Raw genomic sequence first — 26,818 nt, 5'->3', positions numbered from 1 at the left:
GCCGCATGCCATCCGCCGCGCTCGAAGCGCAGGGCCTCAGCGCCACGCTCGGGTCGGTCGAGGTGCTGCACAGCATCGACCTGTCGCTCGCGGCCGGCCGCTGGACCAGCATCGTCGGGCCGAACGGCGCCGGCAAGTCGACGTTGTTGAAAGCGCTGGCAGGTCTGCTCGCACATCGCGGCGAAGTGCGGCTCTTCGGCGAGGCGCAGGCGGCCGTGCCGGCCCGCGTGCGCGCACGGCGCCTGTCGTGGCTGGGCCAGAGCGGCACGGGCGAGGGCAGTGCCGACGACCTGATGGTCTACGACGTCGCCATGCTGGGGCGCCTGCCGCACCAGCGCTGGCTGGCTGCGTCCAGCGAAGCCGATCGCGATGCCGTCGAACGCGCATTGCGCAGCACCCAGGCCTGGGACTGGCGTGACCGTCCGCTGGGACAGCTCTCGGGCGGCGAACGCCAACGCGTGCTGCTGGCGCGTGCGCTGGCGGTCGAGGCCGAGCTGCTGCTGATGGACGAGCCGCTGGCCAACCTCGATCCGCCGCATCAGGCGGACTGGATGCAGACGGCGCGTGCACTGGTGGCCCAAGGCCGCACCGTGGTCAGCGTGCTGCACGAACTGCCGATGGCACTGGCCGCGGACGAATTGGTGGTGATGAACCGGGGGCGGGTGGTGCACCACGGTGCTTGCGCCGATCCTGCGACGCATGCTGCGCTCGAACAGGTGTTCGACCACCGGATTCGCGTGCATCGCGTGGCAGATCAATGGATCGCATTGCCGCTATGAAGCCTCGCGCATCGAGTCATTCAGGGCGCGCTCCCGCCGACGGGGCACCTTGCTCCGCGAATGTCCCCCGGCCTGCGGCCTCCTCCTTGATTTCGCTGCGCAAGGCACCCCATCGACGTGAGCGATCAGCGCGGTCGTTGATCCGCCCGCATCACGACAGCGCCCATCGTGCGCAGGACACTGGGTGCTTCCCGCAGCGAAATCAAGGAGGAGGGCGAAGCCCGGGGGACATTCGCGGAGGGAAGTACCCGGTGGCCTGTGCACACGCCCTGAACGACAGCGCCAAGAACACAAGAAATCGGAAAACCTCATGCAAATAGAAACCCCTCCCAGCGAAAAGCCCTACGAAAAGCCCGAAGGCGAACGCCGCGGCATCGTCATCGTCAACACCGGCGACGGCAAGGGCAAGAGCACGGCGGCCTTCGGCCTCGCCCTGCGCGCACACGGCCGCGGCAAGGCCGTGAAGATCTATCAGTTCATGAAGGTGCCGTCGGCGCGCTTCGGCGAGCACCGCATGTTCGAGCAGATCGGCATTCCCATCGAAGGCCTGGGCGACGCTTCAGCTGGAAGAGCCATGACCTCGAGCGATCGGGCCAGCTCGCGCGCGACGGTTGGGAAAAGGCCAAGGCCGCGATCCTGTCGGGCGACTTCTTTCTCGTGGTGCTCGACGAGATCACCTACCCGCTGATCTACGGCTGGCTGCCGCTCGAAGGCGTGCTCGAGACCTTGCGCGCGCGCCCCAAGCACGTGCACGTCGCTCTCACCGGCCGCCGCTGCCCGCCCGAGATCATCGAGCTGGCCGACACCGTCACCGAGATGCAGATGGTCAAGCACGCGTTCAAGGCCGGCATTCCGGCGCAGCGCGGCATCGAAGACTGAACCCGATGACGGCGCATGCGTTCGCGGCCGACGAGGCAAAGGCGGTGTACCGCGCCATCCACGAGCGGCGCGACATGCGCCACTTTGCGGGCGGCGAGGTGGCGCCCGAGGTGCTGCGCCGCCTGCTCGACGCCGCGCACCACGCGCCCAGCGTCGGCTTCATGCAGCCGTGGCGCTTCATCCGCGTGCGCGGCGAAGGGCTGCGTCGGCAGTTGCATGAGGTGGTCGAGCGCGAACGCGTGCTCACCGCCCGCGCGCTCGGCCAGCGCGAAGACGAGTTCATGCGCCTCAAGGTGCAGGGCGTGCTCGACGCGGCCGAGCTGCTGGTGGTGACGCTGGCCGACGGCCGCGAACAGCATGTGTTCGGCCGCCGCACCCTGCCGCAGATGGACCTGGCCTCGGCCTCGTGCGCGATCCAGAACCTCTGGCTCGCGGCGCGCGCCGAAGGGCTGGGCATGGGCTGGGTGTCGCTGTTCGAACCCGCCGAGCTGGGCGTGCTGCTCGGCCTGCCCGAAGGCGCGGAGCCGATCGCCTTGCTGTGCCTGGGCCCGGTGCATGCGTTCTACGAAGAGCCGATGCTGCAGCGCGAACGCTGGGCCCGGCGCGCGCCGCTCGCGTCGTTGGTGTTCGACGAAAGCTGGGGCCGGCCGTCGGACCTGTTCGATCCTTCTTCCACTTCATCTTCTTGCGTGGAGCCCACCTGATGCTGGCCTTCGACACCGTTCTCTTCGAGCTTGCGCGGCTGTTCCTCTGGCCCGTGACGCTCGGCGTGCTGCTGTCCTTCGTCTATGCGGTGTACTGCCTCGGCGCCTTCGGCATCGAGGGGTGGCAGCGCCGCCGCGACCCGTCGCGTGCGCTGGTGCTGCAGCCTCACGCGCAAGCCAGCCAGGAGCAGATGGAATTGGTCGTGCTCAAGCAGCTCGAAGGCGTGCGCCTGTGCAGCCGCGTGGCGCCGATGCTGGGGCTGATCGCCACCATGATCCCCATGGGCCCGGCGCTCGTGGCCGTGGCCTCGGGCGAATCGCAGGGCGTGGCGCAGAGCCTGGCGCCCGCGTTCGCGGCCGTGATCGTGGCGCTGGCCTCGGCCTCGATCACCTTCGTGGTCTACACCGTGCGCCGCCGCTGGCTCATGCGCGAGCTGGTGATGCTGCTCGACGCGCCGGACCGGCTGTCATGAGCCGGCGCCAGTTCTCGATCTTGAGCAGCCTGGACAGCGACGACGACGACCCGGTGCTCTCGACCATCAACCTGATCGACGTCTTCATGGTCGTCATCGGCATGCTGATGATCGCGGTCATCAACAACCCGGTGAACCCGTTCTCTCAGGACAAGGTGACGGTCATCCGCCACGAGGGGCAGCCCGACATGGAGATCATCACGCGCGAAGGCCGGAAGGTGACGCGCTTCAAGGCCAGCGGCGCGACGGGGCAGGGCGACGGCGAAAAGGCGGGCACCGCCTGGCGCCTGAAGGACGGCACGATGATCTACGTGCCGGCGGACGCGGTGCCGGCGTCGGGCGGGAAGTGACGCGGCTTTTCGTCTTCTGGCTGGGGCTCCTGTGCCTGATGGCGCAGCCTGCGGTGGCGGCCGAGTCGGGTGTCGTGGTGCTGAGCACGGCGCTGGTGTCGCCTGCGCGTGTGGTGCGGCTGCAGGCGGCAGCGCGCGAGGCCGGCGTGCCGCTGCAGGTGGTGTCGGCTGCGCAGGACGCACCCGAGACGCTGGCTACCGCGCTCGACGGCGCGCGCCTGCTGGTCATCGATGCGCCGCACCTCAGCGTCGCGCAGTCGGCGGCGGCGCGCTTCGGCGATGTCATTGCGCGAACCTCCGTTCCCTATGTGCAGATCGGTGAATTCGCCCTCGTGGCGAAAGGCCAGAAACCGCCCGAGGTGCCACCGCTCGCGGCCGAACGCGGCGCCGATGCGGCCTGGGCGCAGCGCCTGCGCGCCTACTGGCGCTTTCCGGGCGAAGCGAACCTGAAGGCCTCGGTGCAGGCGATGGCACGCGTCGGCAATGCCGCCGGGCTGCCCGACCCCGTGCCGCTGCCGCTCGCGGGCTTCTATCACCCCGACTGGCCGCGTGTCGAAAGCAGCATCGCGGCCGTCGAGGCATTGCTGGGCGGGCAAGGCACTGTCGCCATCGCCGTCAACAGCGCCACGCTCACCAGCGACGACACCGACTGGCTCGACGGCCTGATCGGCACGCTCGCGCAGCGTGGCCTGCGCGCCTACGCCTTCTACGGCCCGCGCCAGCAGAAGGACCTGTTCTTTCGCATGACGCACTCGGGGGAGGGCGAGCGCGACCGCCGCGTGGCCGACCTCCTCGTCAACGCCGCGCTGGTGTTCAGCCCCAACGAACGCAAGGCCGAACTCGAACGCATCGGCGTGCCCGTGCTCCAGACGCTGCCCTCGCTGGCCATGGACGCGGCGCAATGGGCGCGCAGCAAGGACGGCCTGGCGCAGACCGACATCGCGGCCTACTACAGCCCGAGCGAACTCGCGGGCATGACCGACCCGATGCTTGTGACGGCGCGCGACGCCGCCACCGGCAGCCTGCAGCCGCTGCCCGCGCAGATCGACGCCGTGGCCGACAAGGCCGCCGCGCTGCTGCGCCTGCGGCGCACGCCCGCCGCCGAGCGCCGCGTGGCGATGCTGGTCTACAACTACCCGCCGGGCGAGGCGAACTTCGGCGCGTCGTTCCTCAACGTGCCGCGCAGCGTCGACCGGATGCTGTCCGCGATGCAGGCGGCCGGCTACCGCACCGAGGCGCCGGGCGCGGACGCCGTCATTGCGCAGGTGCAGGCCACGATGAAGGCCTACTACCCGACCGCGCAGGGCGGTGATGCGCTGCAGCCGCTGCTCGACCAGGGCCTGGCCGACACGCTGCCGCTGTCGCAGTACCTCGCGTGGTTCCGCGCGCTGCCCACCGACACGCAACGCCGCATCGAAGCCTACTGGGGCCCGCCCGAGGCCTCGAAGATGCTGCGGCCCGTGGCCGGCGCACCGGCCTTCGTGGTGCCGCGCGTGCAGTTCGGCCAGGTGGTCGTGCTGCGCCAGCCGCCGCGCTTCGAGCCCGGCACGCCGGTGGCCGACAAGGCGCAGCAGGTGTACCACCGCGCGGCCGTGCCGCTGAGCCACGGCTACCTCGCCACCTACCTGTGGCTGCGCAGCCGCTTCGGCGCCGACGCGTTGGTGCACGTGGGTACGCACGGCACGGTCGAGTGGTCGGCGGGCAAGGAGCGCGGGCTCTCGGTGCATGACGATCCGCTGCTCGCGCTGGGCGATGTGCCCAACGTCTACCCGTACATCATGGACAACCTCGGCGAGGCGACCACCGCCAAGCGCCGCGGCCGCGCGACGATGGTGAGCCATTCGACGCCCATGTTCACGCCCGCGGGCTTCCGCCCCGGCGTGCGAGACATGCACGAGCGCCTGCACGACTGGGAAACGCTGTCGCCAGGCGCGGTGAAGACCGCGCTGGAACGGCGCCTCACCACCGACTTCGTCGCGCAGCACTACGACCGCGACCTGCAATGGACGCCCGCGCGCATCCGCGCCGATTTCGCCGGTTTCATCGCCGTGCTGCATCCGTACCTCGACGAGCTGGCGCAGACCGCGCAGCCGCTGGGCCTGGCCACCTTCGGCGAGGCGCCCGATGCGCAGCGGCGGCGCCAGACGATCCTGCAGATCCTCGGCAGGCCCGTGGCGCAGGCGATGGGCGAAGACCTCGACGAGATGTTCCTCACCGATGCGCAGGGCATCGCGGCCTCGAAGCCTGCGCGCTGGCTGGAGGCCGTGCTGGCGGGCAACGACACGGCCGACTCTGAACCTCTGCGCACCCTGGCTGCACGGGCCCGCGCGCTCGATGCGGTGCTGGCCCACAACGAGGAGATCGAAGGCCTGCTCACCGCGCTCGACGGCCGCTACCTGAAATCGCGCTACGGTGGCGACCCGGTGCGCGACCCCGACAGCCTGCCGACCGGGCGCAACCTCTACGGCTTCGACCCCAGCCGCGTGCCCACGCGCGCCGCCTGGGACACCGGCGTCGCCGCGATGGACGACTGGATCGCCGCGCACGCCCGCACCCACGGCGGCCGTCCGCCGCAGAAGATCGCCTTCACGCTCTGGGCTGGCGAGGCCTCGCGCCATCAGGGCGTGACCGAGAGCCAGGCCTTTCACGCACTCGGCGTGAAGCCGCGCTGGGACGAGGCCGGGCGCATGGTCGGCATCGAGGTCGTGCCGGCCGCGGTGCTGAAACGACCGCGCATGGACGTGCTGATCAGCGTCACCGGCTCGTACCGCGACCAGTTCCCGCACGTGATGCGCTGGCTCGACGAGGCCGTGCAGCAGGTGGCCGGGCTCGACGAGCCCGGCAACGCCGTCGCGCAGCACAGCGAGGCGATGGCGCGCACGCTGCGCGCCGGGGGCGCGACGGCGGCCGAGGCGCGGCGCTGGTCGACCGCGCGCGTGTTCTCGAACGAGCAGGGCAGCTACGGCGCCGGGCTCGAGGAAGCGGTGCTCGCCACCGAACTCTGGAAAGGCCAGCAGCGCGGCGGCGGCGACGCGCAGATGGCCGGGCTCTACATGGACCGCATGGGCCACGCCTACGGGCGCGGCCTCGACGGCGCGACGCGCCCGGGCGCCTTCGCGGGCAACCTCGCGCAGGTCGATGCGGCGCTGATGGCGCGCACCTCCAACCTCTACGGCGTGCTGACCAACGACGATCCGTTCCAGTACCTGGGCGGCATTGCGCTGGCCGTGCGCCATCTCACGGGCAAGGACCCGGCGCTGTACGTGCAGAACCTGCGCGACGGCGCGGCCGTGCGCACCGACACCGCCGCCGGCGCCATCGCGCGCGAGATGCAGACGCGCTACCTGCACCCGCAGTGGATCGAAGCGCAGAAGGCCGAGGGCTACAGCGGCGCGCTGCAGGTGCTCAAGACCGCGCAGTTCCTCTGGGGCTGGCAGGCGACCGCGCCCGCCGCCGTGCGTGCGGACCACTGGCAATCGCTGCACGAGGTCTATGTGCGCGACACCTACAAGCTCGGCACGCGGCAGTGGCTGGAGCGCGAGAACCGCGCCGCCTTCGCGCAGACGCTGGAGCGCATGCTCGATGCCGTGCGGCTGAACTACTGGAAGCCCGATGCCGCGACGCGGCGCGAACTGGCGCAGGCCTACACGGAAGCGCTGCGCGTCACGGGGTTGCGGGAGCGCAACGAGGCGGTGCAGCGGTTTGCGCAGGCTGCGTTGGCGCCGTCGCCTGTCACTGCCCCAGCGCCGGTCCTCATCACACCGCCAATCGCCCCCGTCGAAGCGACCCAGCCCGCACCCGAATCGCCCGCCGCAGCGGACCTCGCGCAACCGGTGGCCGGCCTGCAGCTGAAGCCCGTCGCCGACACCCCATCGCCCCCGCCGCCGTCCGCCGTGCTGCCGCGCCTGCTCGCCGCTTTCGGCGCCGCCTTGCTGCTGGCCGCCGGTGCGCTGGTGCAATGGCGGCGCGGCCGGGCCGTGCCTGCCGCCTGATTCACGAGAATGCCTGCCATGCACGCGCTCGATCCCTTCACCGTCTTCGCCCTCGAGCTGGTCGCCGCCCTGTGGCTGGCGCTGGCCGTCGACCGCTGGCTCGGCGAGCCGCCCGCCGCGTTGCATCCGGTCGTGTGGATGGGCCGCTACCTGGACTGGATCGGCAGCCGCCTCGCACCGCGCGCCGCCGACGCGAAGCCGCGCGACCTGCCGGGCTTCGCGATGGGCGCGCTCGGCTGGTGCGTAGGCGCGATGGCCGCGTTCGCCGTCGCGTCGGCAGTGCAGAGCCTGGTGATGCAATGGCTGCCGGTCTGGGCCATGGCCGTGGTGCTCGGGCTCGCGTTCAAGCCGCTCTTTGCATGGCGCATGCTGCGCGACGAGGTGCAGGCGGTCGAAGCCGCGCTGGGCGAATCGCTCGAGGCGGGCCGTGCACGGCTCGCGCGCCTCGTGAGCCGCGATGTCTCGGTGCTGAGCGAGCGCGAGGTGCGCGAGAGCGCCATCGAGTCGCTGGCCGAGAACCTCAACGACTCGCTGGTGGCGCCCGTGTTCTGGTTCGTGCTGTTCGGCCTGCCGGGCGCGGCGCTCTACCGTTTCGCCAACACCGCCGACGCCATGTGGGGCTACCGCGGCGAACGCGGCGGGCGCGACTGGACCTGGTTCGGCAAGTGGGCTGCGCGCGCCGACGACGTGCTCTCGTGGCTGCCCGCGCGCCTCACCGTGCTGTTGCTGGCCCTCGCGGCCGGCCGCTGGCCGCGCGGCGTGGCCCGCGAGGCGCGCCGCACGCCGTCGCCCAACAGCGGCTGGCCGATGGGGGCGATGGCGCTGCTGCTGGGTGTGCGGCTTGCGAAGCCGGGCGTGTATGCGCTGAACGGGGAAGGGCGCGCCGCCACATCGGCCGACACCGCGCGCACCGCGCAACTCGGTGAACGGGCGGCGTGGGGGCTGGCGGTGATCGCTTCGCTCGCGATGCTGTCGCCGTTGCTGGCGAGGTGGGCATGACGAATCCAACCATGGTGCACGGCGGCCCCGACGAGACCGGCGCCGCGCCGCACGACTTCTCGACCAACGGCAACGCGGTCGGCTCGTGTCCCGCGGTGCTGGCCGCGCTGCGCGAGGCCGACGCGGCGCACTATCCCGATCCGCGCTACACGGCGCTGCGTTCCGCGCTTGCCGATTTCCACGGCGTGTCGGTGGAGCGCATCGCGATCGCTGCGAGCGCGAGCGAATTCATCCACCGCATCAGCGCGGTCGTGGCACAACGCGGTGGCGAAGAGGTCTGGTTGCCCGCGCACAGCTACGGCGACTACGAACGCTCGGCCTTGGCCTGGGGCCTCGGCGTGCGGCGCGCACCCGAGGAGGCCGACAGCGCCGCGCTGCGCTGGTGCTGCGAACCGTCGAGCCCATTCGGCCAGCCGCAACCCGACATCGCGCAGCATGCCGCGAGCGATGCCGTCTGCGTGCTCGACATGGCCTACGAGCCGCTGCGCCTCGAAGGCCAGCCCTCGCACGACGCCGCGCAGCGCGACCGCCTCTGGCAGCTGTGGACCCCGAACAAGGCCATGGGCCTCACGGGCATCCGCGCCGCCTACGCCATCGCACCCGCGAACAGCGACGTTGCAGGTCCACTGCTGGAACGATTCGAACATCTTGCCCCGTCGTGGCCGCTAGGCACGCACGGCGTGGCGCTGCTCACGACCTGGACCAGCGACGAAGCGCAAGGTTGGCTCGCGCGCAGCCTCGACATCCTGCGCGACTGGAAGGCGCGGCAGCGCGCCGTGTGCGAATCGCTGGGCTGGCAGGTGCTGCCCGGCGACGCCAACTTCTTCGGTGCGCAGCCCGACGTGCCATACCCGCCCCGCGCCGCCGCGCTGCGCGCCGAGGGCATCAAGCTGCGCGACTGCGCCTCCTTTGGCCTGCCGGGGCACCTGCGCCTGGGCGTGTTGCCGCCGGCCAGCCAGCAGGCATTGAAGGCCGCGTGGGCGAGGGCCAGCGCCGCACGACACAGCGGCTGAACGCACCTCGCACCACAATAGGGCCGTCTCAAGAAAAGGAAAACGAACAGGCCCATGCTCTACGCCATCACCACGCTCTTCCTGTGCCAGCTTGCGGGCGAACTGCTCGTGCAGTGGCTGTCGCTGCCGATTCCCGGTCCGCTGATCGGCATGCTGCTGCTGTTCGTCGGCCTGCTGGTGCGCGGCGGCGTGCCGCAGGAGTTGACCGACACCTCGGGCCACCTGCTGCGCAACCTGATGCTGCTGTTCATTCCGGCGGTGACCGGCGTCATGCTGCATTTCGAGCGGGTGGGGCGCGAATGGCTGCCGTTCCTCGCGGCCGGTGTCGTGGGCGGTGCCTTCACCATGGCGGTGACCGCGCTCACGCTGCGATGGATGATCCGGATCACGGGCAAGGACGCGGAATGAACGCGCCCGTCAAGCTGTCTGAAATCTGGGTCTTCCTGGCCCAGTCGCCGCTGCTGTGGCTGTCGCTCACGCTGCTGGCCTACCTGGGCGCGCTGTGGCTGCATGCGCGCAGCGGGCGCAACCCGATGGTCAATCCGGTGCTGGTGTCGGTGATCGTCATCGTGGGCGTGCTGCTGCTCACGCGTACGCCTTACGACACCTACTTCGAGGGCGCCAAGTTCGTCCACTTCCTGATCGGCCCGGCCACCGTGGCGCTGGCCGTGCCGCTGTACAGCCAGGTCGGCCGGCTGCGGCGCCTGTGGCTGCCGATCGGTGTGGCGCTGCTGGTGGGTTCGGTGGCCGCCATCGTGTCGGCCATCGGCATCGGCTGGGTGCTCGGCGGTTCGCGCGAACTCCTGATGTCGCTCGCGCCCAAGTCGGCCACCATGCCGATCGCGATGGGCGTGGCCGAAAAGATCGGCGGCCTGCCGTCGCTGGCCGCCGTGGCCGCGGCCATCGCCGGCATCTCGGGCGCGATCATGGCCACGGGCCTGCTGAATCTGCTGCGCATCAAGGAACCCGCGGTGCGCGGCTTTGCCGTCGGCATGGCGGCGCACGGCATCGGCACGGCGCGCGCCATCCAGGTGAACGAGACCGCGGGCGCGTTCTCGGCGTTGGCGATGGGGCTCAACGGCATCGCGACCGCGCTGCTGGTGCCGCTGATCGTGAAGCTGATGACCGTCTGACATCCATTCATCCCATCCATCGAGGAGCACGACCCATGTCCGAGTACACCGCCGAGATCGTCTGGGAGCGGGGCGACCAGGACTTCCTGGCCAACACCTACAGCCGTCACCACGTGCTGCACTTCGACGGCGGCGCGCAGGTGCCGGGCTCCTCGTCGCCGCACGTCGTGCCGCTGCCGTTCTCCGACGCGTCGGCGGTCGATCCGGAAGAGATGTTCGTGGCCTCGCTGTCCAGCTGCCACATGCTGTGGTTCCTCACCATGGCGGTGAAGCGCAAATTCGTGGTCGACCGCTATGTCGACGCGGCCACGGGCGTGATGGAGAAGAACGCCGAGGGCAAGCTGGCGATGACTGTTGTCACGCTGCGCCCGCAGGTGAGTTTTTCGGGCGAGAACCTGCCCACGCCCGAGCAGATCGCGCACATGCACCATCGGGCGCATGAGGAGTGCTTCATTGCGAATTCGGTGAAGACCGAGGTGCGGTGCGAGCCGGTCTACTGACAAGAATCGCTCTCCGCACGCGTTGGCAGCGCTGATCCAGCCCTGAGAAGAGGACGGAAAAGGCGCCCCTCAGCGCCGCTGCAACCGCGGATTCTTCGCAAAGAGATCCGCCGCCCAGTCCACAAACGCCCGCACCTTCGCGCTCAGGTGCCGGTTCGGCGGGTACACCACGTGGATCGGCAGCGGGTCGCGCTGCCAGTCGGCCAGCACCTCGACGAGTTCGCCGCTTTCCAGCAGCGGCTCGGCGGTGAAGGTGATGCACTGCGACAGGCCGAAGCCCGCGAGCACGGCCGTCATGTGGGCGTTGCTCTCGTTGACCGACACGCGGTAGGGGCCGTTGAGCTCGATGTACTCGTCGCCCTTCTTGAACTCGTGCGGGTACACGCGCCGGGTGGTGCCCGAGAAGTAGCTCACGACGTGGTGGCGCTTCTCGATGTCGTTCGGATGCTGCGGCGCACCATAGCGCTTGATGTAGGCCGGCGAGGCCACGGTGACGAAGTGCAGGGTGCCGATACGGCGGGCCACCAGCGACTGGTCGCTGAGCTCGCCGGCGCGGATCACGCAGTCGACGTTGTCGCTGATCAGGTCGACGGTGCGGTCGCTCACGCCCAGGTCGACCTGGATGTCGGGGTAGCGGTCGCAGAAGCTGGCCAGGTTGGGCAGGATGATCTGCTGCGCCACCGAGGTGCCCACGTCGATGCGCAGCCGCCCCGTGGGGTTGGCCTGCGCGTTCGTCATGCTGGCTTCCATGTCGTCGAAGTCGTTCAGCAGCCGCGCGGCGCGCTCGAAGTAGGCGGCGCCGTCGGGCGTGACGGTGACGCGCCGGGTCGTGCGGTTGAGCAGCTTCACGCGCAGGCGCGATTCCAGCGCCTGGATCTGCTTGGTGACGGTGCCCTTGGGCAGGGCCAGAGAGTCGGCGGCACGGGTGAAGGTGCCGGCTTCGACCACGCGGACAAAGATCCGCATTGCCTGGATTTGATCCATCGAATGCCTGTTCAGGGAGACCGGCGTATGCCGGAAGGAGGCGGATTCTCACACAAGGAATGCGCCCCTACGGTATGCCCGATTGTTCTCCGTTTGGAAACAGAGTAGGGCTGTGTTTCCTGTTTCAACGTGCTTGTAGCGCCTTATATTTCAACCATCGCCCATCCCCCTGAGGTCGCCCATGTCACCCCGTCCATCGTCCCGGTCCGCTGAAGCTGCTGCGCTTGCCGCGGCGCAAGGCGTGGAGTCCGATCTGTCGATCGAGCTGCCCGGCCGCGAGCCCGTGGCTGCCCGTGTCTACGGTCAGCGTCCACGGGGCGAGACCGTGCCGCTGGTGCTGCACTTCCATGGCGGCACCTTCATCTGCGGCAACCTCGACAACGGCCGCAACGTGGCCCGGCTGCTGGCCGGCGCGGGTGCGGTGGTGGTGTCGCTGGACTACCCGCTGGCCCCGGCGGCCCCGTTCCCGGAGCCGGTCGAGGTGGGTTATGCGGCGCTCGAATGGCTCTACAAGCAGCGCGTGAAGCTCGGCGGCAAGGGCGCCCAGGTGTATCTGGCCGGCGAAGAGGCCGGCGGCAACCTGGCGGCCAGCGTGGCCCTGGTGGCCCGCGACCGCGCCCATCCGCCGCTGGCAGGCCAGATCCTGCTGTCGCCCATGCTCGACCCGTGCGCCGGCACCGCCTCGCTGCGCAATGCGACCAACGACGCCGCCGAGTGCCGCTGGGCCACGGGCTGGGCCAAGTACCTGAGCTGTCCCTCGAACGCCACGCACCCCTATGCGGTGCCCAGCGGATCGCTGCGGCTGGCCGCCCTGGCGCCGGCGCTGGTGCTGGTGGGGCCCGACGACGCGATGCGCGACGAGGCCATGACCTTCGCGGGCCGCCTGCGCTCGGCCGGCATCGAGGTCACGAGCAGCGTGCTGACCGGCGCCGACAACTGGCCCAAGGCGCTGTACGACACCGAGGCCGTGGGATGCGCATCCTGCGAAGCCAGCGTGCAGCAGCACTTCCGCGAGTTCTTCAGCGCCACCACACCGCCCCCGGCGGTCCCTGAGCCCAGCTAGGCCCGCGAGGGTCCGCTCCGCCCCCTGAACCAAGCCGCCGCCTCCACCGAGGCGGGTGGCAGGGCTTTCTGTTCTCTGAATTCCGCCTCCTGACGCCGCCGGCGCCGGGATGGCCTGTTGCATCCCGAAAAAGTCATCGAGAAGGACGAACCATCATGTCGAACAAGAACGAACAATCGCTGTCTTCCATCACCCGCAAGAGCCTGTGGCCCGCCGTCACCGGCCTCACCGCGGTGCTGGCCGTGGCCGCCGCGGTGGTGGGCATGTACAGCTTCAAGGCCGAGGCCACCGCCCCGGTCGCCGCGCAACAGGGCACCCCGGTGTCGGTCGCCACCGTGGCGTCGAGCGAGATCAACGCCTGGGACGAGTTCTCGGGCCGGCTCGAAGCCGTGCAACGCGTCGATGTGCGCTCCCGCGTGGCAGGCGCCGTGCAGGCGGTGCACTTCCGCGAAGGCGCGCTGGTGAAGCAGGGCGACCTGCTCATCACCATCGACCCGGCGCCGTACGCCGCCGAGGTGGAGCGTGCCGAAGCGCAGGTCGCGTCGGCACAGGCCCGCCAGGCCTTCAGCCGCAGCGAGCAGGAACGCGCCAAGCGCCTGTGGGACGAGCAGGCGATCGCCCAGCGTGAACTCGACGAGCGCGTGAACGCCGGCCGCGAAGCCGAAGCCAACCTGCGCGCCGCGCAGGCCTCGCTGCAGACCGCACGCCTGAGCCTGGGCTACACCCAGGTGCGCGCGCCGGTCTCGGGCCGCATCGGCAAGCTCGAAGTGACCGTGGGCAACCTGGTGGCCGCCGGCCCCGGCGCGCCCGTGCTGACCACGCTGGTGTCGGTGAGCCCGATCTACGCGAGCTTCGATGCCGACGAGCAGGTCATCACTCGCGCGCTGAAGGACCTGCCGGCCAACGCCGGCGCCCGCGGCCAGATCGACACGATCCCCGTGCAGATGGGCACCGCCGGCCTCGAAGGCACGCCCTTCACCGGCAAGCTGCAGCTGATCGACAACCAGGTCGACGCCCGCAGCGGCACCGTGCGTGTGCGCGCCTCGTTCGACAACAAGGACGGTGCGCTCATTCCCGGCCAGTTCGCCCGCATCCGCATGGGCCAGGCCCGCAACGACACCGCGCTGCTGGTGAGCGAGCGTGCCATCGGCACCGACCAGAACAAGAAGTTCGTGATGGTCGTGGGCGACGACAACAAGGCCATGTACCGCGAGGTGACGCTGGGCGCGCCCATCAACGGCCTGCGCGTGGTGAGCAAGGGCCTGAAGGCCGGCGACCGCGTGGTGGTGAACGGCCTGCAGCACATCCGCCCGGGTGCGCTGGTGGTGCCGCAGACCGTGACGATGGACGCCAAGCTCGATACGAAGCAACAACAACCGGAACGCGTGGCCGAGGCCGCGAAGTCCTGATTTCGGAGGAGGGCGCCCTGGCGCCCGCCGGAGAACCAACATGAATCTCTCAAAATTCTTCATCGACAGGCCGATCTTTGCCGGCGTGCTGTCGCTACTGATGCTGATCGCGGGCCTGATTGCGCTGCGCGGCCTGCCGATCTCGGAGTACCCCGAAGTCGCGCCGCCCTCGGTGGTCGTGCGCGCAACGTACCCGGGCGCCAACCCCAAGGTGATCGCTGAAACGGTGGCCACGCCGCTCGAAGAGCAGATCAATGGCGTCGAAGGCATGCTCTACATGGGCAGCCAGGCGACGACCGACGGCGTGATGACGCTCACCGTCACCTTCCGCCTCGGCACCGATCCCGACAAGGCCCAGCAGCTGGTGCAGAACCGCGTCTCGCAAGCCGAGCCGCGCCTGCCCGAAGAAGTGCGGCGCCTGGGCATCACGACCGTCAAGAGCGCACCCGACCTGACGATGGTGGTCCACCTCGTCTCGCCGAACAACCGCTACGACATCAACTACCTGCGCAACTACGCGGTGCTGAACGTGAAGGACCCGCTGGCGCGCATCGAAGGCGTGGGCCAGGTGCAGATCTTCGGCGGCGGCGACTACTCCATGCGCGTGTGGCTCGACCCGCAGAAGGTCGCGCAGCGCGGCCTCTCGGCGAGCGACGTGGTGGCTGCCATCCGTGGCCAGAACGTGCAGGCCGCGGCCGGCGTGGTCGGCGCATCGCCGGGCCTGTCGGGCGTGGACATGCAGCTGTCGATCAATGCGCAAGGGCGCCTGCAGAGCGAAGAAGAGTTCGGCGACATCATCGTCAAGAGCGGCACCGACGGCGCCGTGACCCGCCTGCGCGATATCGGCCGCCTCGAAATGGGCGCCGCCGACTACTCGCTGCGTTCGCTGCTGAACAACGACCCGGCCGTGGGCATGGGCGTGTTTCAGGCCCCGGGCTCCAATGCGCTCGACATCTCGTCCAACGTTCGCAAGACGATGGAAGAGCTGAACAAGAACATGCCGGAAGGCCTGGAATACCGCATCGCCTACGACCCGACGCAGTTCGTGCGTGCTTCGATCGAATCGGTGATCCACACGCTGCTCGAAGCCATCGCGCTGGTGGTGCTGGTGGTGATCCTGTTCCTGCAAACGTGGCGCGCCTCCATCATTCCGCTGCTGGCCGTGCCGGTGTCGGTGATCGGTACGTTCGCGGTGCTGCACATCCTCGGTTTCTCGATCAACGCGCTGAGCCTGTTCGGGCTGGTGCTGGCGATCGGCATCGTGGTGGACGACGCCATCGTGGTGGTGGAGAACGTCGAGCGCAACATCGAGGCGGGGCTCACGCCGCGTGAGGCCACGTACCGCGCCATGCGCGAAGTGTCGGGCCCCATCATCGCCATCGCTCTGGTGCTCGTGGCCGTGTTCGTGCCGCTGGCCTTCATCAGCGGTCTCACGGGCCAGTTCTACAAGCAGTTCGCGGTGACCATCGCGATCTCGACGGTGATCTCGGCCATCAACTCGCTGACGCTGTCGCCGGCCCTGGCAGCACTGCTGCTGCGCGGCCACGACCAGCCGAAGGACGCCCTGACGCGCGGCATGGACAAGGCCTTCGGCTGGCTGTTCCGCGGCTTCAACAAGTTCTTCCATCGCGGCTCCGAGGCCTACAGCGGCGGCGTCAAGCGCGTGATCTCGCGCAAGACGCTGATGCTGGTGATCTACCTCGCGCTGGTCGGCGTGACCTTCGGCCTCTTCAAGGCGGTGCCCAGCGGCTTCGTGCCGGCGCAGGACAAGCAGTACCTCATCGGTTTTGCCCAGCTGCCCGACGGTGCCACGCTCGACCGCACGGAAGAGGTGATCACCCGCATGGGCGAGATCATGAAGAAGAACCCGAACGTGGAAGACGCGATTGCCTTCCCGGGCCTGTCGATCAACGGCTTCACCAACAGCTCCAACTCGGGCATCGTGTTCGCCACGCTCAAGCCCTTCGACCAGCGCAAGCGCGCCGACCAGAGCGGCGGTGCGGTGGCGGGCCAGCTCAACGGCGCGTTCTCGAGCATCCAGGACGCGTTCATCGTGATGTTCCCGCCGCCGCCGGTGGCAGGCCTGGGCACGACCGGCGGCTTCAAGCTGCAGATCGAAGACCGCGCCTCGGTCGGCTACGACCAGATGGACGTCGCGGTGAAGGCCTTCATGGCCAAGGCGTATGCAGCGCCCGAGCTGACGGGCATGTTCACGAGCTGGCAGGTCAACGTGCCGCAGCTGTATGCCGACATCGACCGCACCAAGGCGCGCCAGCTCGGCGTGCCGGTGACGGACATCTTCGACACGATGCAGATCTACCTCGGTAGCCTGTACGCCAACGACTTCAACAAGTTCGGCCGCACGTACTCCGTGCGCGTCCAGGCCGATGCGCCGTACCGCGCCCGTGCCGAAGACGTCGGCATGCTGAAGGTGCGCTCGACCTCGGGCGAAATGGTGCCGCTGGCCGCGCTGATGAAGGTCAACTCGACCTTCGGTCCGGAACGCGCCATGCGCTACAACGGCTACCTGGCCGCTGACATCAACGGCGGCCCGGCCCCCGGCTATTCGTCGGGCCAGGCGCAGGACGTGATCACGAAGATCGCGGCCGAGACGCTGCCCAAGGGCGTGAGCTTCGAGTGGACCGAGCTGACGTACCAGGAAATCCTGGCCGGCAACTCCGCCTTCCTGGTGTTCCCGCTGGCGATCCTGCTGGTGTTCCTGGTGCTGGCCGCGCAGTACGAAAGCCTGACGCTGCCGATCGCGATCATCCTGATCGTGCCGATGGGCATCATGGCCGCGATGGCGGGCGTGTGGATCTCGGGAGGCGACAACAACGTCTTCACGCAGATCGGGTTGATCGTGCTGGTGGGGTTGAGTGCGAAGAACGCGATCCTGATCGTGGAGTTCGCACGGGAGCTGGAGTTCGCCGGACGCACGCCCATCCAGGCCGCGATCGAAGCCAGCCGCCTGCGCCTGCGCCCGATCCTGATGACCTCGCTGGCCTTCGTGATGGGCGTGCTGCCCCTGGTGCTCTCGACCGGTGCCGGCTCCGAGATGCGCAAGGCGATGGGCGTGGCGGTGTTCGCCGGGATGATCGGCGTGACGGCCTTCGGCCTGTTCCTGACGCCGGTGTTCTATGTGCTGATGCGCCGCCTGGCGGGCAACCGGCCGCTCAAGCTGCACGGCGAAGTGCCGCACGGCGACGACTTCGTGTCGGCCGACCACCCCGTGGCCTCGTCGCACGGTGGCGGCGGTGGCGGGCTGCACCCGGTGCCGGCCTCGCCGCGTCCCTCGCATGGCGCGCATGACTGATCGACAAGAAGAAAGAAGGTTGTCCATGACATTCGCAATCTCAACCCTGATGCGCCCGCTGCGCGCCGCCGTATTGCCGCTGGTGGCGGCCCTGGTGCTGGCCGGTTGCGCCAGCGTGCCTTCGGGCATGCCCACGGTGCCGACCGCGGCGCAGTTCAAGGAACAGCCGGGTGCCACGGCGCCGGCCGGCTTCACCCGGGCCACGCCCGCCGAGGCGCAACCGCGCGGCGAGTGGTGGCTGGCATTCAACGACCCGGTGCTCAACACGCTGATCCAGCGCGCCGAGGTCGACAACACCAACATCCAGGCCGCCGCCGCGCGGCTGGCCGAGGCTCGCGCGCTGGCGCGCAGCGCCCAGGCCGACCGCCTGCCGCAGATCGGCCTGGGCGCCGGCGCCAACCGCGGCGCGGGCCTGGACAAGGCCACGGCCAGCACCCGGCCCGGCACCATGACCAACATCGGCGCCACCTTCTCGTACGAGGTCGACCTGTTCGGCCGCCTCTCGGGCGCGGCCGATGCGGCCAAGCTCGACGCGGCCGGCCGCGAGGCGCTGCTGCAGAGCACCCGGCTCGCGGTGCAGGCCGAAGTGGCGCAGACCTACCTGCAACTGCGCGCGCTCGACGCCGAGCGCGTGCTGGTGCGCGAATCGGTCGCGGCCTACCGCGACACGCTGCGCCTGACGCAGCGCCGCCAGCAGGCCGGCGACATCGCCGAGCTCGACGTGGCGCGCGTGCAGACCGAGGTGTCGTCCACCGAATCGGACGCGCTCGCGCTCGACCGCCAGCGTGCCCAAGTGGAACATGCGCTGGCCGTGCTGGTGGGCGATTCGGCCTCCAGCTTCGGCATGCGGCCCGACGACTGGGGCACCGCGCTGCCGGTGATCCCGCCGGGCGTGCCGTCCACCGTGCTCACGCGCCGGCCCGACGTGTCGGCCGCGCAGAGCGCCGTCATGGCGGCGCAGGCCCGCGTGGGCGTGGCGCAGACCGCGTGGTTCCCGAACATCTCGCTGACCGGCGCGGCCGGCTACGCCTCGCCCGAGATCGGCGACCTCTTCAAGTGGTCGGCCCGTTCGTGGGGCGTGGGCGCGCTGCTGTCGCTGCCGATCTTCGACGGCGGGCGCCGCGAAGCCGGCGTGCAGGGCGCCAACGCCCAGCTCGACGGTGCGCTGGCCAGCTACCGCTCGCAGGTGCTGGTGGCGTTCCAGGAGGTCGAAGACCAGCTGGCCGCCATCCGCATCCTGCAGGAGCAGTCGGTGGTGCAGGCGCAGGCCGTGACCTCGGCGCAACGCGCCACCAGCCTGTCGGACACGCGCTACCGCAACGGCTACGTGAGCCAGCTCGACCTGCTCGACGCGCGCCGCAGCGAGCTGCGCAACCGGCGCCAGGCGCTGCAGGTGAAGTCGGCCCAGTACCAGGCGACGGTGGGGCTGATCCGCGCCATCGGCGGCGGCTGGGACGTGCCGGCGGCCGAGAAGGTGGCGGCCCGCTGATCGGGTCGATCCGGGCTCAGGCGCCGTCGCCAGCGCCCGGATGCGTCGCCGTGGCGGCCGCCTGTTTCAGCGCCACCGCCCCCAGCGCGAGCGCGCTCGAATAGCTGGATTGCGGGCGCGCAGCCACCCGCAGCGGCCGGTAGTCGAGCGTGTCGGAGGTGCTGCCGGTGTCGTGGACGGCTTCGAGCAGGAGCCAGTAGAACCGGCCCGGCTCGCGTTCCTCGACCGTCAGCGCCAGATCGTTGAGGGCGGACATGGCTTGGCGGATGCGGCCCGCAGCGGGCCGCATCCCTTGGTACGTCCGACTCGGCTTTCCGGATTCGGTTCAGCGCTCAACGACAATCCCCGGATGAGTTCTAGAGCGACAAGCGGGCCGGCGCGCTGCGTCATGGTCCTGGGCACCACCAGCGGTGCCGGCAAGAGCTGGCTGGCCACCGCGCTGTGCCGGTGGTACGCCCGCCAGGGGCTGCGGGTGGCGCCGTTCAAGGCGCAGAACATGAGCAACAACGCCCGCGTGGTCGAGGGTGGCGAGATCGGCAGCGCCCAGTACTTCCAGGCCCTGGCCGCCAACGCCGTGCCCGACGTGCGCATGAACCCGCTGCTGCTCAAGCCCGAGCGCGACACCCACAGCCAGGTGGTGCTGATGGGGCAGGTGAGCGAGGCGCTGTCGACCCTGCCGTGGCGCGGGCGCAGCGAGCGCGTCTGGCCGCAGATCGCGCAGGCCTTCGACGAACTGCGCGCCGAGAACGACGTCGTCGTCATCGAAGGCGCCGGTTCGCCGGCCGAGATCAACCTCATGGCCAGCGACATCGTCAACATGCGCGTCGCCCGCCACGCCCAGGCGCGCTGCCTGCTGGCAACCGACATCGACCGCGGCGGCGCCTTCGCCCACCTGTACGGCACCTGGGCGTTGCTGCCCGAGGCCGACCGGGCGCTCATCCATGGTTTCGTGCTCAACAAGTTCCGGGGCGATGCCTCGCTGCTGGCGCCCGCGCCGCAGCAGCTGCAGGAATTGACCGGCGTGCCCACCGTGGCCACGCTGCCGATGTGGTGGCAGCACGGCCTGCCCGAGGAAGACGGCGTGTTCGACGACCGCAGCCGCGCCAGCGGCGTGGTCACGCGCACGGTGGCGGTGGTCGCGTACCCGCGCCTGAGCAACCTCGACGAATTCCAGGCCTTGAAGAACGTGCCCGGTGTGCGCCTGGTCTGGGCCCGCACGCCGGCCGACGTGGCCGGCGCCGACTGGATCGTGCTGCCGGGCTCCAAGCACACGAGCGGCGACCTCGCCTGGCTGCGCGCGCAGGGGCTGGACCGCGCGGTGGCCGAGCACGCCGGGCGCGGCGGCGCCGTGCTGGGCGTGTGCGGCGGGCTGCAGATGCTGGGCGAGGCGCTGGTCGATCCGCATGGCATCGACGGCAACGCGCCCGGGCTCGGGCTGCTGCCGCTGGTGACCGTGTTCGAGCGCGAGAAGACGGTGCGGCACCGCGAGGCGACCTTCTCGGCAGACCTCGTGGCCGGCCCCTGGGCTGCGCTGGCGGGCGTGCGCATCGCCGGCTACGAAATCCACCACGGCCAAACGGCCGCCCATCCGCAACTGGCCCACGACGGCCATGCCGTGATGCCCGAGGGCCAGGCCTGGCAGAACGCGCGCGGCAACGTGCTGGGCCTCTATTTGCACGGCCTGTTCGAAGACCCGGCCGCGCTGCAGGCGTTGTTCGGCACCACGGTGCCCACGCTGGACGCCACCTTCGACGGCCTGGCCGACTTCATCGACACCCACTTCGACGCTGGCGTGCTCGCCGGCCTGATCGCATGACCGACACCGATTTGATCCCTGCCATTCCAGACATCGCCGACGCCGCGCTCGCGGCGCGCCTGCAGGCCGCGCTCGACAACAAGACCAAGCCCGTCGGCGCGCTGGGCCGCCTCGAAGCGCTGGCGCTGCGCATCGGCACCATCCTCAGCACCGAGCAGCCCGTGCTCGACGCGCCGCAGATGCTGGTGTGCGCGGGCGACCACGGGCTGGCGGCGCGCGGTGTGTCGGCCTACCCGAGCGACGTGACCTGGCAGATGGTGGAGAACTTCCTGGCCGGCGGCGCGGCGGTCAGCGTGCTGGCGCGCCAGCACGGCCTGGCGCTCACCGTGGTCGATTGCGGCGTGCGGCGCGACTTCCAGCCGCGCCCCGGCCTGGTGTCGCGGCGCATCGCCGCCGGCACGGCCGATGCCTCGGCCGGCCCCGCCATGACGCCCGAACAGTGCGCCCAGGCCATCGCCAACGGCCGCGAGGTGGTGCGCGCGCTGCCGGGCAACGCGCTGCTGCTGGGCGAAATGGGCATCGGCAACAGTTCGTCCGCCGCGCTGCTGCTGTCGCGCCTGGCCGGGCTGGACATCGGCCTGTGCACCGGCGCCGGCACGGGGCTCGATGCCGACGGCCTGGCGCGCAAGCGCGAGGTGCTGCGCGAGGTGCTCGCCCTGCATGCGGGCGCGACCGCGCCGCTCGAGGCACTGGCCGCGTTCGGCGGTTTCGAGGTGGCGACGCTGGTCGGCGCCGTGCTGCAAGCGGCGCAGGAACGGCGCGTGATCGTGGTCGATGGCTTCATCGCCAGCGCCGCTGTGCTGGTCGCCCAGGCGATCCGCCCGCAGGTGACGCAGCGCTGCGTGGCGGCGCACAGCTCGGCCGAGCCGGGGCACACGCTGCTGTTGAAGCACCTCGGGCTCGAGCCCTTGCTGAACCTCGACCTGCGCCTGGGCGAGGGCTCGGGCGGCGCGCTGGCGTGGCCGCTGCTCGAATCGGCCTGCCGCATCCTGCGCGAGATGGCGAGCTTCGAATCGGCGGGCGTGTCGCGCCAGCAATGAACGGCGTGCGCCATTTCCTGCTGGCGGTCCAGTTCTTCACCCGCGTGCCGGTGACCGGCCGGCTCGCGGCCTGGGTCGGCTTCAGCCCGCAGATGCTGCGCGCCGCTGCGGCGCACCTGCCGGCCATCGGCTGGATCGCGGGCGGGGTGGCGGCGGCTGTTTTCGTTGCCGTGGGCGCCGGCCTGCCGGGCGTGGCAGGGGCGCTGGTCGCGGCCGTGCTGAGCACCGTCGCCACCGTGATGCTCACGGGCGCCTTCCACGAAGACGGCCTGGCCGACGTGGCCGACGGCCTCGGCGGTTCGGCCAGCCGCGAGCGCGCGCTGGAGATCATGAAGGACTCGCGCATCGGCGCCTTCGGCGCGGTCGCGCTGGTGCTGGCGCTGGGCCTGAAGTTCGGCCTGCTCGCTGCGCTGGCCACGCGCGGGCTGGACGTGGCGGCGGTGTCGATCGTCGGCGCGCATGTGCTGTCGCGGCTGGCGCCGCTGTTCCTGATCCGCTGGCTACCCTACGTGGGCGACAGCAGCGGCAGCAAGGCGAAGCCGCTGGCCGATGCGATCAGCGGCGGCGCGCTGCTCGTCGCCGTGCTCTGGGCCGCGCCCGCCGTGGCGCTGCTGCTGTGTGAGCACGACGCGGTGCATGTGGGCGCGGCGCTCGCGGCGCTGGTGCTCGCCGGGGGCTGGATGGCGCGGCTCTTCGTGCGTCGGCTGCAAGGCTTCACGGGCGACGGACTCGGCGCGACGCAGCAGGTGTGTGAACTGACGATCTACCTCGCGCTGGCGTGGAAGGCATGAGCGCCGCGACCGCCCAGCTCTGGCTCCAGCGCCACGCGCCGGTGATCGCGCCGGCGGGCCTGTGCTACGGCGCGACCGACCTCGATGCTCATGCGGACGGCACGCAGGCCGCTGCTGCGCGCATCGCCGAGGTGCTGCCGGCCGGCATCGCGCTGTGGAGTTCGCCGCTGCGGCGTTGCGCCATGCTGGCGGATGCCATCGTCGCGCTGCGGCCCGATCTGTCGGTGCGGCGCGATGCGCGGTTGGCGGAGATGAGTTTCGGCGCCTGGGAAGGGCGCCCGTGGTCGGCCGTGGCCCGCGAGGAATTCGAGGCCTGGACGAATCGTTTCGCCGACGCCCCGGCCGGCGGCGACGGCGAGAGCGTGCGCGTCTTCATGCAGCGCGTGGCCTCGGCGCATGCCGACTGGCTGGCGACCGGCGGCGATGCGCTGTGGGTCACGCATGCCGGCGTGCTGCGGGCGGTGCAGCTGCTGTCGCAGGGCGTGTCGTGCCCTGAGCGAGCCGATCAATGGCCCAACGACGCGGCGGCTTTTGGCGACTGGCGCGTGGTCGCGGCGCCGACCTGAGGGGAACTCGTCAGTTCTTGGCGCGCCACTGCTCGCGCCAGAGACGATCGAGCTGCCCCGCGAATTGCGGGGACGGGCCACCCAGGAGCTGGTTCTGCCCGTTGCGCTGCACCAGGCCATAGAGCCGGCCCGAGCCCTGGTCGTACAGCGCGATGGCGTTGTGGTCGTAGCAGTCGTGCGGCTTGCAGAAGGCGTGCAGCAGGTAGCGCGTGCCGTCCACCGTCACCCATTGCGGCTCGGGCGACGGGCCTTCGCGGCGCACCAGCCAGCGTTCGGTTTCGCGCGTGCCCAGCGCGGCGCGCCAGGCCTTGTCCATCGCGGGGCCCCGGGCGAGGGCGGCCGGGCTGCCCGTGGCGGGGGCCGGCGGCTTGGGAGTGGCCGTCGCGGGTTCGGCGGGCGACGCCGCGGCGCGCGCCGGACCATCGCAGCGCCAGTAGCGCTGCTTCATCAGCTCCGGCCCCAGCTGGCCCATGACCGGCTTGTCGGCCTTCAGCGTGATCGACTGGCCGCGCGCATCGCGAAAGACCAGGAAATTCATCATCGAGTTGTCACCCTTGCTCACGCGGCTCATCAGCGCCACGTCGAAGTTCGGCGGCGGCGCCTGGTTGCCGAAGAAGCTGTGCGCCGTGTCCGGCTGGCGGCCGACCACGCGGCGCTTGCCGCGCTCGGCGATCAGCATGTCTTCGCGCACCTGCAGCGTCGGTGCCGCTGCGTCGGCGCAGTTGGCGGACCAGCGTCCGCCGTAGAGCGCCATCGTCTCCGGCGGCAGCACGCCGTCACGCGACCAGGCGGCGCCCGCGCTGCACAGCGCTGCGAGGAAGAGGAGGGCGGCGGAAGGCGTCTTCTTGAAAATCGTTGTCGTCGTCATGTGCGATGTGTGTGATGCCGCTCAGGCGGTCTTGGGGGCCGGCGTCTTGGGCTTGAACGAGCAGAAGGTGGAGACCGCGCATTCCCAGCAGCGCGGCTTGCGCGCCACGCAGACATAGCGCCCGTGCAGGATCAGCCAGTGGTGCGCGTGCAGGCGGAATTCGGGTGGGATGCGCTTTTCGAGCTTGAGTTCCACGTCCAGCGGCGTCTTGCCGGGCGCGAGCCCGGTGCGGTTGCCGATGCGGAAGATGTGCGTGTCGACCGCGATGGTCTCTTCGCCGAAGGCCACGTTGAGCACCACGTTGGCCGTCTTGCGCCCCACGCCCGGCAGCGCCTCGAGCTCGGCGCGCGTGCGCGGCACCTCGCCGCCATGCAGCTCGACCAGCATGCGGCAGGCCTCGATCAGGTGCTTGGCCTTGCTGCGGTACAGCCCGATCGTCTTGATGTACGACTCCAGCCCTTCCACTCCGAGGTCGAGGATCGCCTGCGGCGTGTTCGCCACCGGATAGAGCCGGCGCGTCGCCTTGTTCACGCCCACGTCGGTGGCCTGCGCCGACAGCAGCACGGCGGCCAGCAGCTCGAAGGGCGTGGTGTATTCGAGCTCCGTGCGCGGCTCGGGGTTGGCGGCCTGCAGGGTGGCGAAGAAGAGGGGGATGTCGGATTTTTTCATGGGTCGTGGTGGCCACCGTTCACGGCGTGGGGGCTCGCGGGGCGCATGCCGTGGAAGGCAGGGCGAGCACCGGCGTTTGCGGCGATGGATGCAATATATCGTCGAAAAGCCATGGCCCTACGCAGCTTTCCTGCCCGGGCTTTCGCGACAATGACGCCCAGAAAGTGAGACTGACCATGCAATTCGCCTCCCGCCTCGACAACGTCGAAACCTCCGCCATCCGCGAACTCTTCAAGCTGCTGGGCAAGCCCGGCATCATCAGTTTTGCGGGCGGCTTTCCCGACAGCGCCATGTTCGACGTCGAGGGCCTGAAGGAGGCGAGCCAGAAGGCGCTGGCCGAAGAGCCCGGCGCGGCCTTGCAATATGGCGCCACCGAAGGCTACGAGCCGCTGCGCAACCAGCTCAGTTCCTTCATGAAGACCAAGGGCGTCGACGTGGACCCCAGCGGCCTCATCGTCACCACCGGCAGCCAGCAGGCACTCGACCTGCTGGGCAAGACCATGATCTCGCCCGGCGACAAGGTGATCGTCGAAGGCCCGACCTTCCTGGCCACGATCCAGTGCTTTCGCCTGTACGGCGCGCAGCTCATCAGCGCGCCCATCGATGCCAACGGCGTGAAGACCGACGAGCTCGAGAAGCTCATTGCCGAGCACAAGCCCAAGTTCGTCTACCTGATCCCCACCTTCGGCAACCCCAGCGGCGCCATGCTGAGCCTGGAGCGCCGCAAGAAGGTGCTCGAGCTGGCCGTGAAGTACCAGACGCTGATCGTCGAGGACGACCCGTACGGCGACCTGTACTTCGGCGAAGCGCCGCCGCCGTCGATCATGTCGCTGAGCAAGGACGTGCCCGGCAGCCGCGAGTTGCTCGCGCATTGCGGCAGCCTGAGCAAGGTGCTCAGCCCCGGCCTGCGCATCGGCTGGATGATCGCGCCGCCCGAGCTGCTGGCCAAGGCCACGATGTGCAAGCAGTTCAGCGACGCCCACACCAGCACCTTCGCGCAGGCCACGGCCGCGCAGTACCTCAAGAGCGGCCGCATGCCCGGCACGCTGGCGCATGTGCGCGAGGTCTACGGCCAGCGTGCGCAGGCCATGGGCGCTGCGCTGAAGCGCGAACTGGGCGATGCGGTGAGCTTCACGCAGCCCAACGGCGGTTTGTTCTTCTGGGCGCGCCTGACGGGCGCCAACGGCAAGCTGGCCGATGCCAACGAACTGGCCAAGCGTGCGATCGAGAAGCTGGTGGCCTTCGTGCCCGGCGCGCCGTTCTTCGCCGAGAAGCCCGATGTGGCGACGCTGCGCCTGAGCTTTGCCACGGCCGACATCGAGAAGATCGAAGAGGGCGTGAAGCGCCTCGGCCAGGCCCTGTAACGCCGACGTTCAGGGGGACCGGTGCAGGCGGGGCGCCGCCAGCAGGTCCAGGTTGTCTGAAATGGCCGCATCCACGTTCGGATAGCGGCCTTTCATTTTGGAGAGCGTCATGATGGTCTGCAGTGCCTTCAGGTCCTTGACCGACGGCGCGACCTTGATCTGCGCGATGGCCGCCGGGGCGTTGCCGCCGTTCACCAATGCCATCACCTTGCTTGCCCAGTCGTTTGCGCGTGCCATGTCTTCACCTGCTTTCCATTTGAACCGCCGACTTTACACAGCGGGTTACCATCACCCATGAGAAAAACCTTCCAGCTTCAGGTCGAGGGCAAGCACCCCGACCGTCTCCTCGAAGCCGTCAAGCACGAGATTCGCAAGTACATCAAGCGCGAGCGCCGCCGCGACCTGCCCGAAGGCGCCGACTTCTGGGACTTCGACTGCCGGTTCGGCGCCGCCCAGGAATCCGCCGAAACCATCCACCTCACGGCCATCACCGGCCTCATCAACGGTGTGGTGAAAGAGGGCGGCAAGCAGTTCTACATCGAGATCCTGGCCAAGCCCGGCAAGCGCCAGCCGCGGCCCGCGGGTGCGGCCGATCGCACCACCGAGAACGACGAGGAATAAGCC

General features: G+C 70.0%; 25 protein-coding genes and 1 pseudogene. 21 read left to right on the top strand and 5 right to left on the bottom strand.

Annotation, left to right across the window (positions count from 1 at the left end):
- The first annotated feature begins 5 nt into the window (after window positions 1-5).
- From ACAM52_RS12695 to ACAM52_RS12645, 11 genes and pseudogenes are all read left to right on the top strand, one after another.
- Window positions 6-779 (top strand): ABC transporter ATP-binding protein, encoded by a 774-nt coding sequence (locus ACAM52_RS12695; RefSeq protein ID WP_369647728.1) that lies wholly within the window; start codon window positions 6-8, stop codon window positions 777-779.
- A 310-nt stretch (window positions 780-1,089) separates the two neighbouring features.
- Window positions 1,090-1,658, top strand: a pseudogene (gene cobO, locus ACAM52_RS12690) (cob(I)yrinic acid a,c-diamide adenosyltransferase).
- Window positions 1,659-1,663: 5 nt separating this feature from the next.
- Window positions 1,664-2,362: a 5,6-dimethylbenzimidazole synthase gene (bluB, locus tag ACAM52_RS12685; RefSeq protein ID WP_095947759.1), complete on the top strand. Its 699-nt coding sequence runs from the start codon at window positions 1,664-1,666 to the stop codon at window positions 2,360-2,362.
- Window positions 2,362-2,835 carry a MotA/TolQ/ExbB proton channel family protein gene (locus ACAM52_RS12680; RefSeq protein ID WP_369647211.1) on the top strand — a complete coding sequence of 158 codons (474 nt, stop codon included), beginning with the start codon at window positions 2,362-2,364 and terminating at the stop codon, window positions 2,833-2,835. The genes bluB and ACAM52_RS12680 overlap by 1 nt, the downstream gene beginning before the upstream one ends.
- The gene (locus tag ACAM52_RS12675) at window positions 2,832-3,185 is read left to right on the top strand and encodes a DUF2149 domain-containing protein (RefSeq protein ID WP_062479884.1); all 354 of its coding nucleotides are present in this window, start codon (window positions 2,832-2,834) and stop codon (window positions 3,183-3,185) included. The genes ACAM52_RS12680 and ACAM52_RS12675 overlap by 4 nt, the downstream gene beginning before the upstream one ends.
- Window positions 3,182-7,177 carry a cobaltochelatase subunit CobN gene (gene cobN / locus ACAM52_RS12670; protein WP_369647210.1) on the top strand — a complete coding sequence of 1,332 codons (3,996 nt, stop codon included), beginning with the start codon at window positions 3,182-3,184 and terminating at the stop codon, window positions 7,175-7,177. Before ACAM52_RS12675 ends, cobN begins: the two co-directional genes overlap by 4 nt.
- 18 nt (window positions 7,178-7,195) lie before the next feature.
- Window positions 7,196-8,176 carry an adenosylcobinamide-phosphate synthase CbiB gene (cbiB, locus tag ACAM52_RS12665; protein WP_369647209.1) on the top strand — a complete coding sequence of 327 codons (981 nt, stop codon included), beginning with the start codon at window positions 7,196-7,198 and terminating at the stop codon, window positions 8,174-8,176.
- Window positions 8,173-9,189, top strand: a complete 1,017-nt coding sequence (locus tag ACAM52_RS12660) for an aminotransferase class I/II-fold pyridoxal phosphate-dependent enzyme (RefSeq protein ID WP_369647208.1) — start codon at window positions 8,173-8,175, stop codon at window positions 9,187-9,189. Before cbiB ends, ACAM52_RS12660 begins: the two co-directional genes overlap by 4 nt.
- A gap of 54 nt (window positions 9,190-9,243) precedes the next feature.
- The gene (locus ACAM52_RS12655) at window positions 9,244-9,597 is read left to right on the top strand and encodes a CidA/LrgA family protein (RefSeq protein WP_056581435.1); all 354 of its coding nucleotides are present in this window, start codon (window positions 9,244-9,246) and stop codon (window positions 9,595-9,597) included.
- Window positions 9,594-10,322, top strand: coding sequence for an LrgB family protein (locus tag ACAM52_RS12650; RefSeq protein ID WP_369647207.1), 729 nt, complete (start codon window positions 9,594-9,596; stop codon window positions 10,320-10,322). The genes ACAM52_RS12655 and ACAM52_RS12650 overlap by 4 nt, the downstream gene beginning before the upstream one ends.
- 35 nt (window positions 10,323-10,357) lie before the next feature.
- Entirely contained in the window at window positions 10,358-10,822 is a 465-nt protein-coding gene (locus tag ACAM52_RS12645) for an OsmC family protein (RefSeq protein ID WP_369647206.1), read from the top strand.
- A 69-nt stretch (window positions 10,823-10,891) separates the two neighbouring features.
- On the opposite strand, the gene ACAM52_RS12640 is transcribed toward ACAM52_RS12645, so the two are convergent.
- Window positions 10,892-11,806, bottom strand: a complete 915-nt coding sequence (locus ACAM52_RS12640) for a LysR family transcriptional regulator (RefSeq protein WP_070060504.1) — start codon at window positions 11,804-11,806, stop codon at window positions 10,892-10,894.
- Window positions 11,807-11,987: 181 nt separating this feature from the next.
- On the opposite strand from ACAM52_RS12640, the gene ACAM52_RS12635 reads away from it, so the two are divergent.
- From ACAM52_RS12635 to ACAM52_RS12620, 4 genes are all read left to right on the top strand, one after another.
- On the top strand, window positions 11,988-12,869 hold the full coding sequence (locus tag ACAM52_RS12635) for an alpha/beta hydrolase fold domain-containing protein (RefSeq protein ID WP_070060505.1): 882 nt from the start codon (window positions 11,988-11,990) through the stop codon (window positions 12,867-12,869).
- Between the two features lie 155 nt (window positions 12,870-13,024).
- On the top strand, window positions 13,025-14,278 hold the full coding sequence (locus tag ACAM52_RS12630; RefSeq protein WP_369647205.1) for an efflux RND transporter periplasmic adaptor subunit: 1,254 nt from the start codon (window positions 13,025-13,027) through the stop codon (window positions 14,276-14,278).
- 40 nt (window positions 14,279-14,318) lie between these two features.
- On the top strand, window positions 14,319-17,591 hold the full coding sequence (locus ACAM52_RS12625) for an efflux RND transporter permease subunit (RefSeq protein WP_095947753.1): 3,273 nt from the start codon (window positions 14,319-14,321) through the stop codon (window positions 17,589-17,591).
- A 25-nt stretch (window positions 17,592-17,616) separates the two neighbouring features.
- Complete coding sequence (locus ACAM52_RS12620; RefSeq protein WP_369647204.1) at window positions 17,617-19,080, top strand: efflux transporter outer membrane subunit; 1,464 nt, start codon at window positions 17,617-17,619, stop codon at window positions 19,078-19,080.
- A 16-nt stretch (window positions 19,081-19,096) separates the two neighbouring features.
- Here ACAM52_RS12620 and ACAM52_RS12615 read toward each other — a convergent pair whose 3' ends face one another.
- Entirely contained in the window at window positions 19,097-19,336 is a 240-nt protein-coding gene (locus ACAM52_RS12615) for a hypothetical protein (protein WP_369647203.1), read from the bottom strand.
- A 93-nt stretch (window positions 19,337-19,429) separates the two neighbouring features.
- Between ACAM52_RS12615 and ACAM52_RS12610 the strand changes: the two genes are divergently transcribed.
- The 4 genes from ACAM52_RS12610 to ACAM52_RS12595 are packed head-to-tail and all read left to right on the top strand — an operon-like array spanning window position 19,430 to window position 23,293.
- A complete protein-coding gene (locus ACAM52_RS12610; RefSeq protein ID WP_369647202.1) occupies window positions 19,430-20,896 on the top strand; it encodes a cobyric acid synthase in 1,467 nt (488 codons plus the stop codon).
- Complete coding sequence (cobT, locus tag ACAM52_RS12605) at window positions 20,893-21,936, top strand: nicotinate-nucleotide--dimethylbenzimidazole phosphoribosyltransferase (RefSeq protein WP_369647201.1); 1,044 nt, start codon at window positions 20,893-20,895, stop codon at window positions 21,934-21,936. The genes ACAM52_RS12610 and cobT overlap by 4 nt, the downstream gene beginning before the upstream one ends.
- Window positions 21,933-22,727 (top strand): adenosylcobinamide-GDP ribazoletransferase, encoded by a 795-nt coding sequence (locus ACAM52_RS12600; RefSeq protein WP_369647200.1) that lies wholly within the window; start codon window positions 21,933-21,935, stop codon window positions 22,725-22,727. Before cobT ends, ACAM52_RS12600 begins: the two co-directional genes overlap by 4 nt.
- Window positions 22,724-23,293 carry a histidine phosphatase family protein gene (locus ACAM52_RS12595; RefSeq protein WP_369647199.1) on the top strand — a complete coding sequence of 190 codons (570 nt, stop codon included), beginning with the start codon at window positions 22,724-22,726 and terminating at the stop codon, window positions 23,291-23,293. The genes ACAM52_RS12600 and ACAM52_RS12595 overlap by 4 nt, the downstream gene beginning before the upstream one ends.
- A 10-nt stretch (window positions 23,294-23,303) precedes the next feature.
- On the opposite strand, the gene ACAM52_RS12590 is transcribed toward ACAM52_RS12595, so the two are convergent.
- Both ACAM52_RS12590 and nth read right to left on the bottom strand, forming a co-directional pair.
- Window positions 23,304-24,161, bottom strand: a complete 858-nt coding sequence (locus tag ACAM52_RS12590) for an Ivy family c-type lysozyme inhibitor (protein ID WP_369647198.1) — start codon at window positions 24,159-24,161, stop codon at window positions 23,304-23,306.
- 21 nt (window positions 24,162-24,182) lie between these two features.
- Window positions 24,183-24,830: an endonuclease III gene (gene nth, locus ACAM52_RS12585; RefSeq protein ID WP_095745121.1), complete on the bottom strand. Its 648-nt coding sequence runs from the start codon at window positions 24,828-24,830 to the stop codon at window positions 24,183-24,185.
- Window positions 24,831-25,006: 176 nt separating this feature from the next.
- On the opposite strand from nth, the gene ACAM52_RS12580 reads away from it, so the two are divergent.
- A complete protein-coding gene (locus ACAM52_RS12580; protein ID WP_369647197.1) occupies window positions 25,007-26,194 on the top strand; it encodes a PLP-dependent aminotransferase family protein in 1,188 nt (395 codons plus the stop codon).
- 9 nt (window positions 26,195-26,203) lie between these two features.
- On the opposite strand, the gene ACAM52_RS12575 is transcribed toward ACAM52_RS12580, so the two are convergent.
- Window positions 26,204-26,431, bottom strand: coding sequence for a hypothetical protein (locus ACAM52_RS12575; protein WP_013541760.1), 228 nt, complete (start codon window positions 26,429-26,431; stop codon window positions 26,204-26,206).
- 57 nt (window positions 26,432-26,488) lie between these two features.
- Here ACAM52_RS12575 and ACAM52_RS12570 point away from each other — a divergent pair, with 57 nt between their 5' ends.
- A complete protein-coding gene (locus ACAM52_RS12570) occupies window positions 26,489-26,815 on the top strand; it encodes a DUF6172 family protein (protein WP_369647196.1) in 327 nt (108 codons plus the stop codon).
- The last annotated feature ends 3 nt before the right edge of the window (window positions 26,816-26,818 follow it).

This window comes from Variovorax sp. V118, assembly GCF_041154445.1.
In the GTDB taxonomy this organism is placed as follows: domain Bacteria; phylum Pseudomonadota; class Gammaproteobacteria; order Burkholderiales; family Burkholderiaceae_C; genus Variovorax; species Variovorax boronicumulans.
The sequence above is the reverse complement of the archived record's forward strand: the minus strand, read 5'-3'. Positions and strand labels throughout refer to the sequence as shown.

Bases quoted from the DNA above. Each gene is read 5' to 3' on its own strand.
- ACAM52_RS12645 (WP_369647206.1), top strand. From the start codon at position 10,358: ATGTCCGAGTACACCGCCGAGATCGTCTGGGAGCGGGGCGACCAGGAC.
- ACAM52_RS12595 (WP_369647199.1), top strand. From the start codon at position 22,724: ATGAGCGCCGCGACCGCCCAGCTCTGGCTCCAGCGCCACGCGCCGGTG.
- ACAM52_RS12600 (WP_369647200.1), top strand. From the start codon at position 21,933: ATGAACGGCGTGCGCCATTTCCTGCTGGCGGTCCAGTTCTTCACCCGC.
- ACAM52_RS12655 (WP_056581435.1), top strand. From the start codon at position 9,244: ATGCTCTACGCCATCACCACGCTCTTCCTGTGCCAGCTTGCGGGCGAA.
- cbiB (WP_369647209.1), top strand. From the start codon at position 7,196: ATGCACGCGCTCGATCCCTTCACCGTCTTCGCCCTCGAGCTGGTCGCC.
- ACAM52_RS12635 (WP_070060505.1), top strand. From the start codon at position 11,988: ATGTCACCCCGTCCATCGTCCCGGTCCGCTGAAGCTGCTGCGCTTGCC.
- cobT (WP_369647201.1), top strand. From the start codon at position 20,893: ATGACCGACACCGATTTGATCCCTGCCATTCCAGACATCGCCGACGCC.
- ACAM52_RS12660 (WP_369647208.1), top strand. From the start codon at position 8,173: ATGACGAATCCAACCATGGTGCACGGCGGCCCCGACGAGACCGGCGCC.
- ACAM52_RS12675 (WP_062479884.1), top strand. From the start codon at position 2,832: ATGAGCCGGCGCCAGTTCTCGATCTTGAGCAGCCTGGACAGCGACGAC.
- nth (WP_095745121.1), bottom strand. From the start codon at position 24,830: ATGAAAAAATCCGACATCCCCCTCTTCTTCGCCACCCTGCAGGCCGCC.
- ACAM52_RS12625 (WP_095947753.1), top strand. From the start codon at position 14,319: ATGAATCTCTCAAAATTCTTCATCGACAGGCCGATCTTTGCCGGCGTG.
- ACAM52_RS12575 (WP_013541760.1), bottom strand. From the start codon at position 26,431: ATGGCACGCGCAAACGACTGGGCAAGCAAGGTGATGGCATTGGTGAAC.
- ACAM52_RS12630 (WP_369647205.1), top strand. From the start codon at position 13,025: ATGTCGAACAAGAACGAACAATCGCTGTCTTCCATCACCCGCAAGAGC.
- bluB (WP_095947759.1), top strand. From the start codon at position 1,664: ATGACGGCGCATGCGTTCGCGGCCGACGAGGCAAAGGCGGTGTACCGC.
- ACAM52_RS12580 (WP_369647197.1), top strand. From the start codon at position 25,007: ATGCAATTCGCCTCCCGCCTCGACAACGTCGAAACCTCCGCCATCCGC.
- ACAM52_RS12680 (WP_369647211.1), top strand. From the start codon at position 2,362: ATGCTGGCCTTCGACACCGTTCTCTTCGAGCTTGCGCGGCTGTTCCTC.
- ACAM52_RS12640 (WP_070060504.1), bottom strand. From the start codon at position 11,806: ATGGATCAAATCCAGGCAATGCGGATCTTTGTCCGCGTGGTCGAAGCC.
- ACAM52_RS12650 (WP_369647207.1), top strand. From the start codon at position 9,594: ATGAACGCGCCCGTCAAGCTGTCTGAAATCTGGGTCTTCCTGGCCCAG.
- ACAM52_RS12695 (WP_369647728.1), top strand. From the start codon at position 6: ATGCCATCCGCCGCGCTCGAAGCGCAGGGCCTCAGCGCCACGCTCGGG.
- ACAM52_RS12610 (WP_369647202.1), top strand. From the start codon at position 19,430: ATGAGTTCTAGAGCGACAAGCGGGCCGGCGCGCTGCGTCATGGTCCTG.
- ACAM52_RS12590 (WP_369647198.1), bottom strand. From the start codon at position 24,161: ATGACGACGACAACGATTTTCAAGAAGACGCCTTCCGCCGCCCTCCTC.
- ACAM52_RS12620 (WP_369647204.1), top strand. From the start codon at position 17,617: ATGACATTCGCAATCTCAACCCTGATGCGCCCGCTGCGCGCCGCCGTA.
- ACAM52_RS12615 (WP_369647203.1), bottom strand. From the start codon at position 19,336: ATGTCCGCCCTCAACGATCTGGCGCTGACGGTCGAGGAACGCGAGCCG.
- ACAM52_RS12570 (WP_369647196.1), top strand. From the start codon at position 26,489: ATGAGAAAAACCTTCCAGCTTCAGGTCGAGGGCAAGCACCCCGACCGT.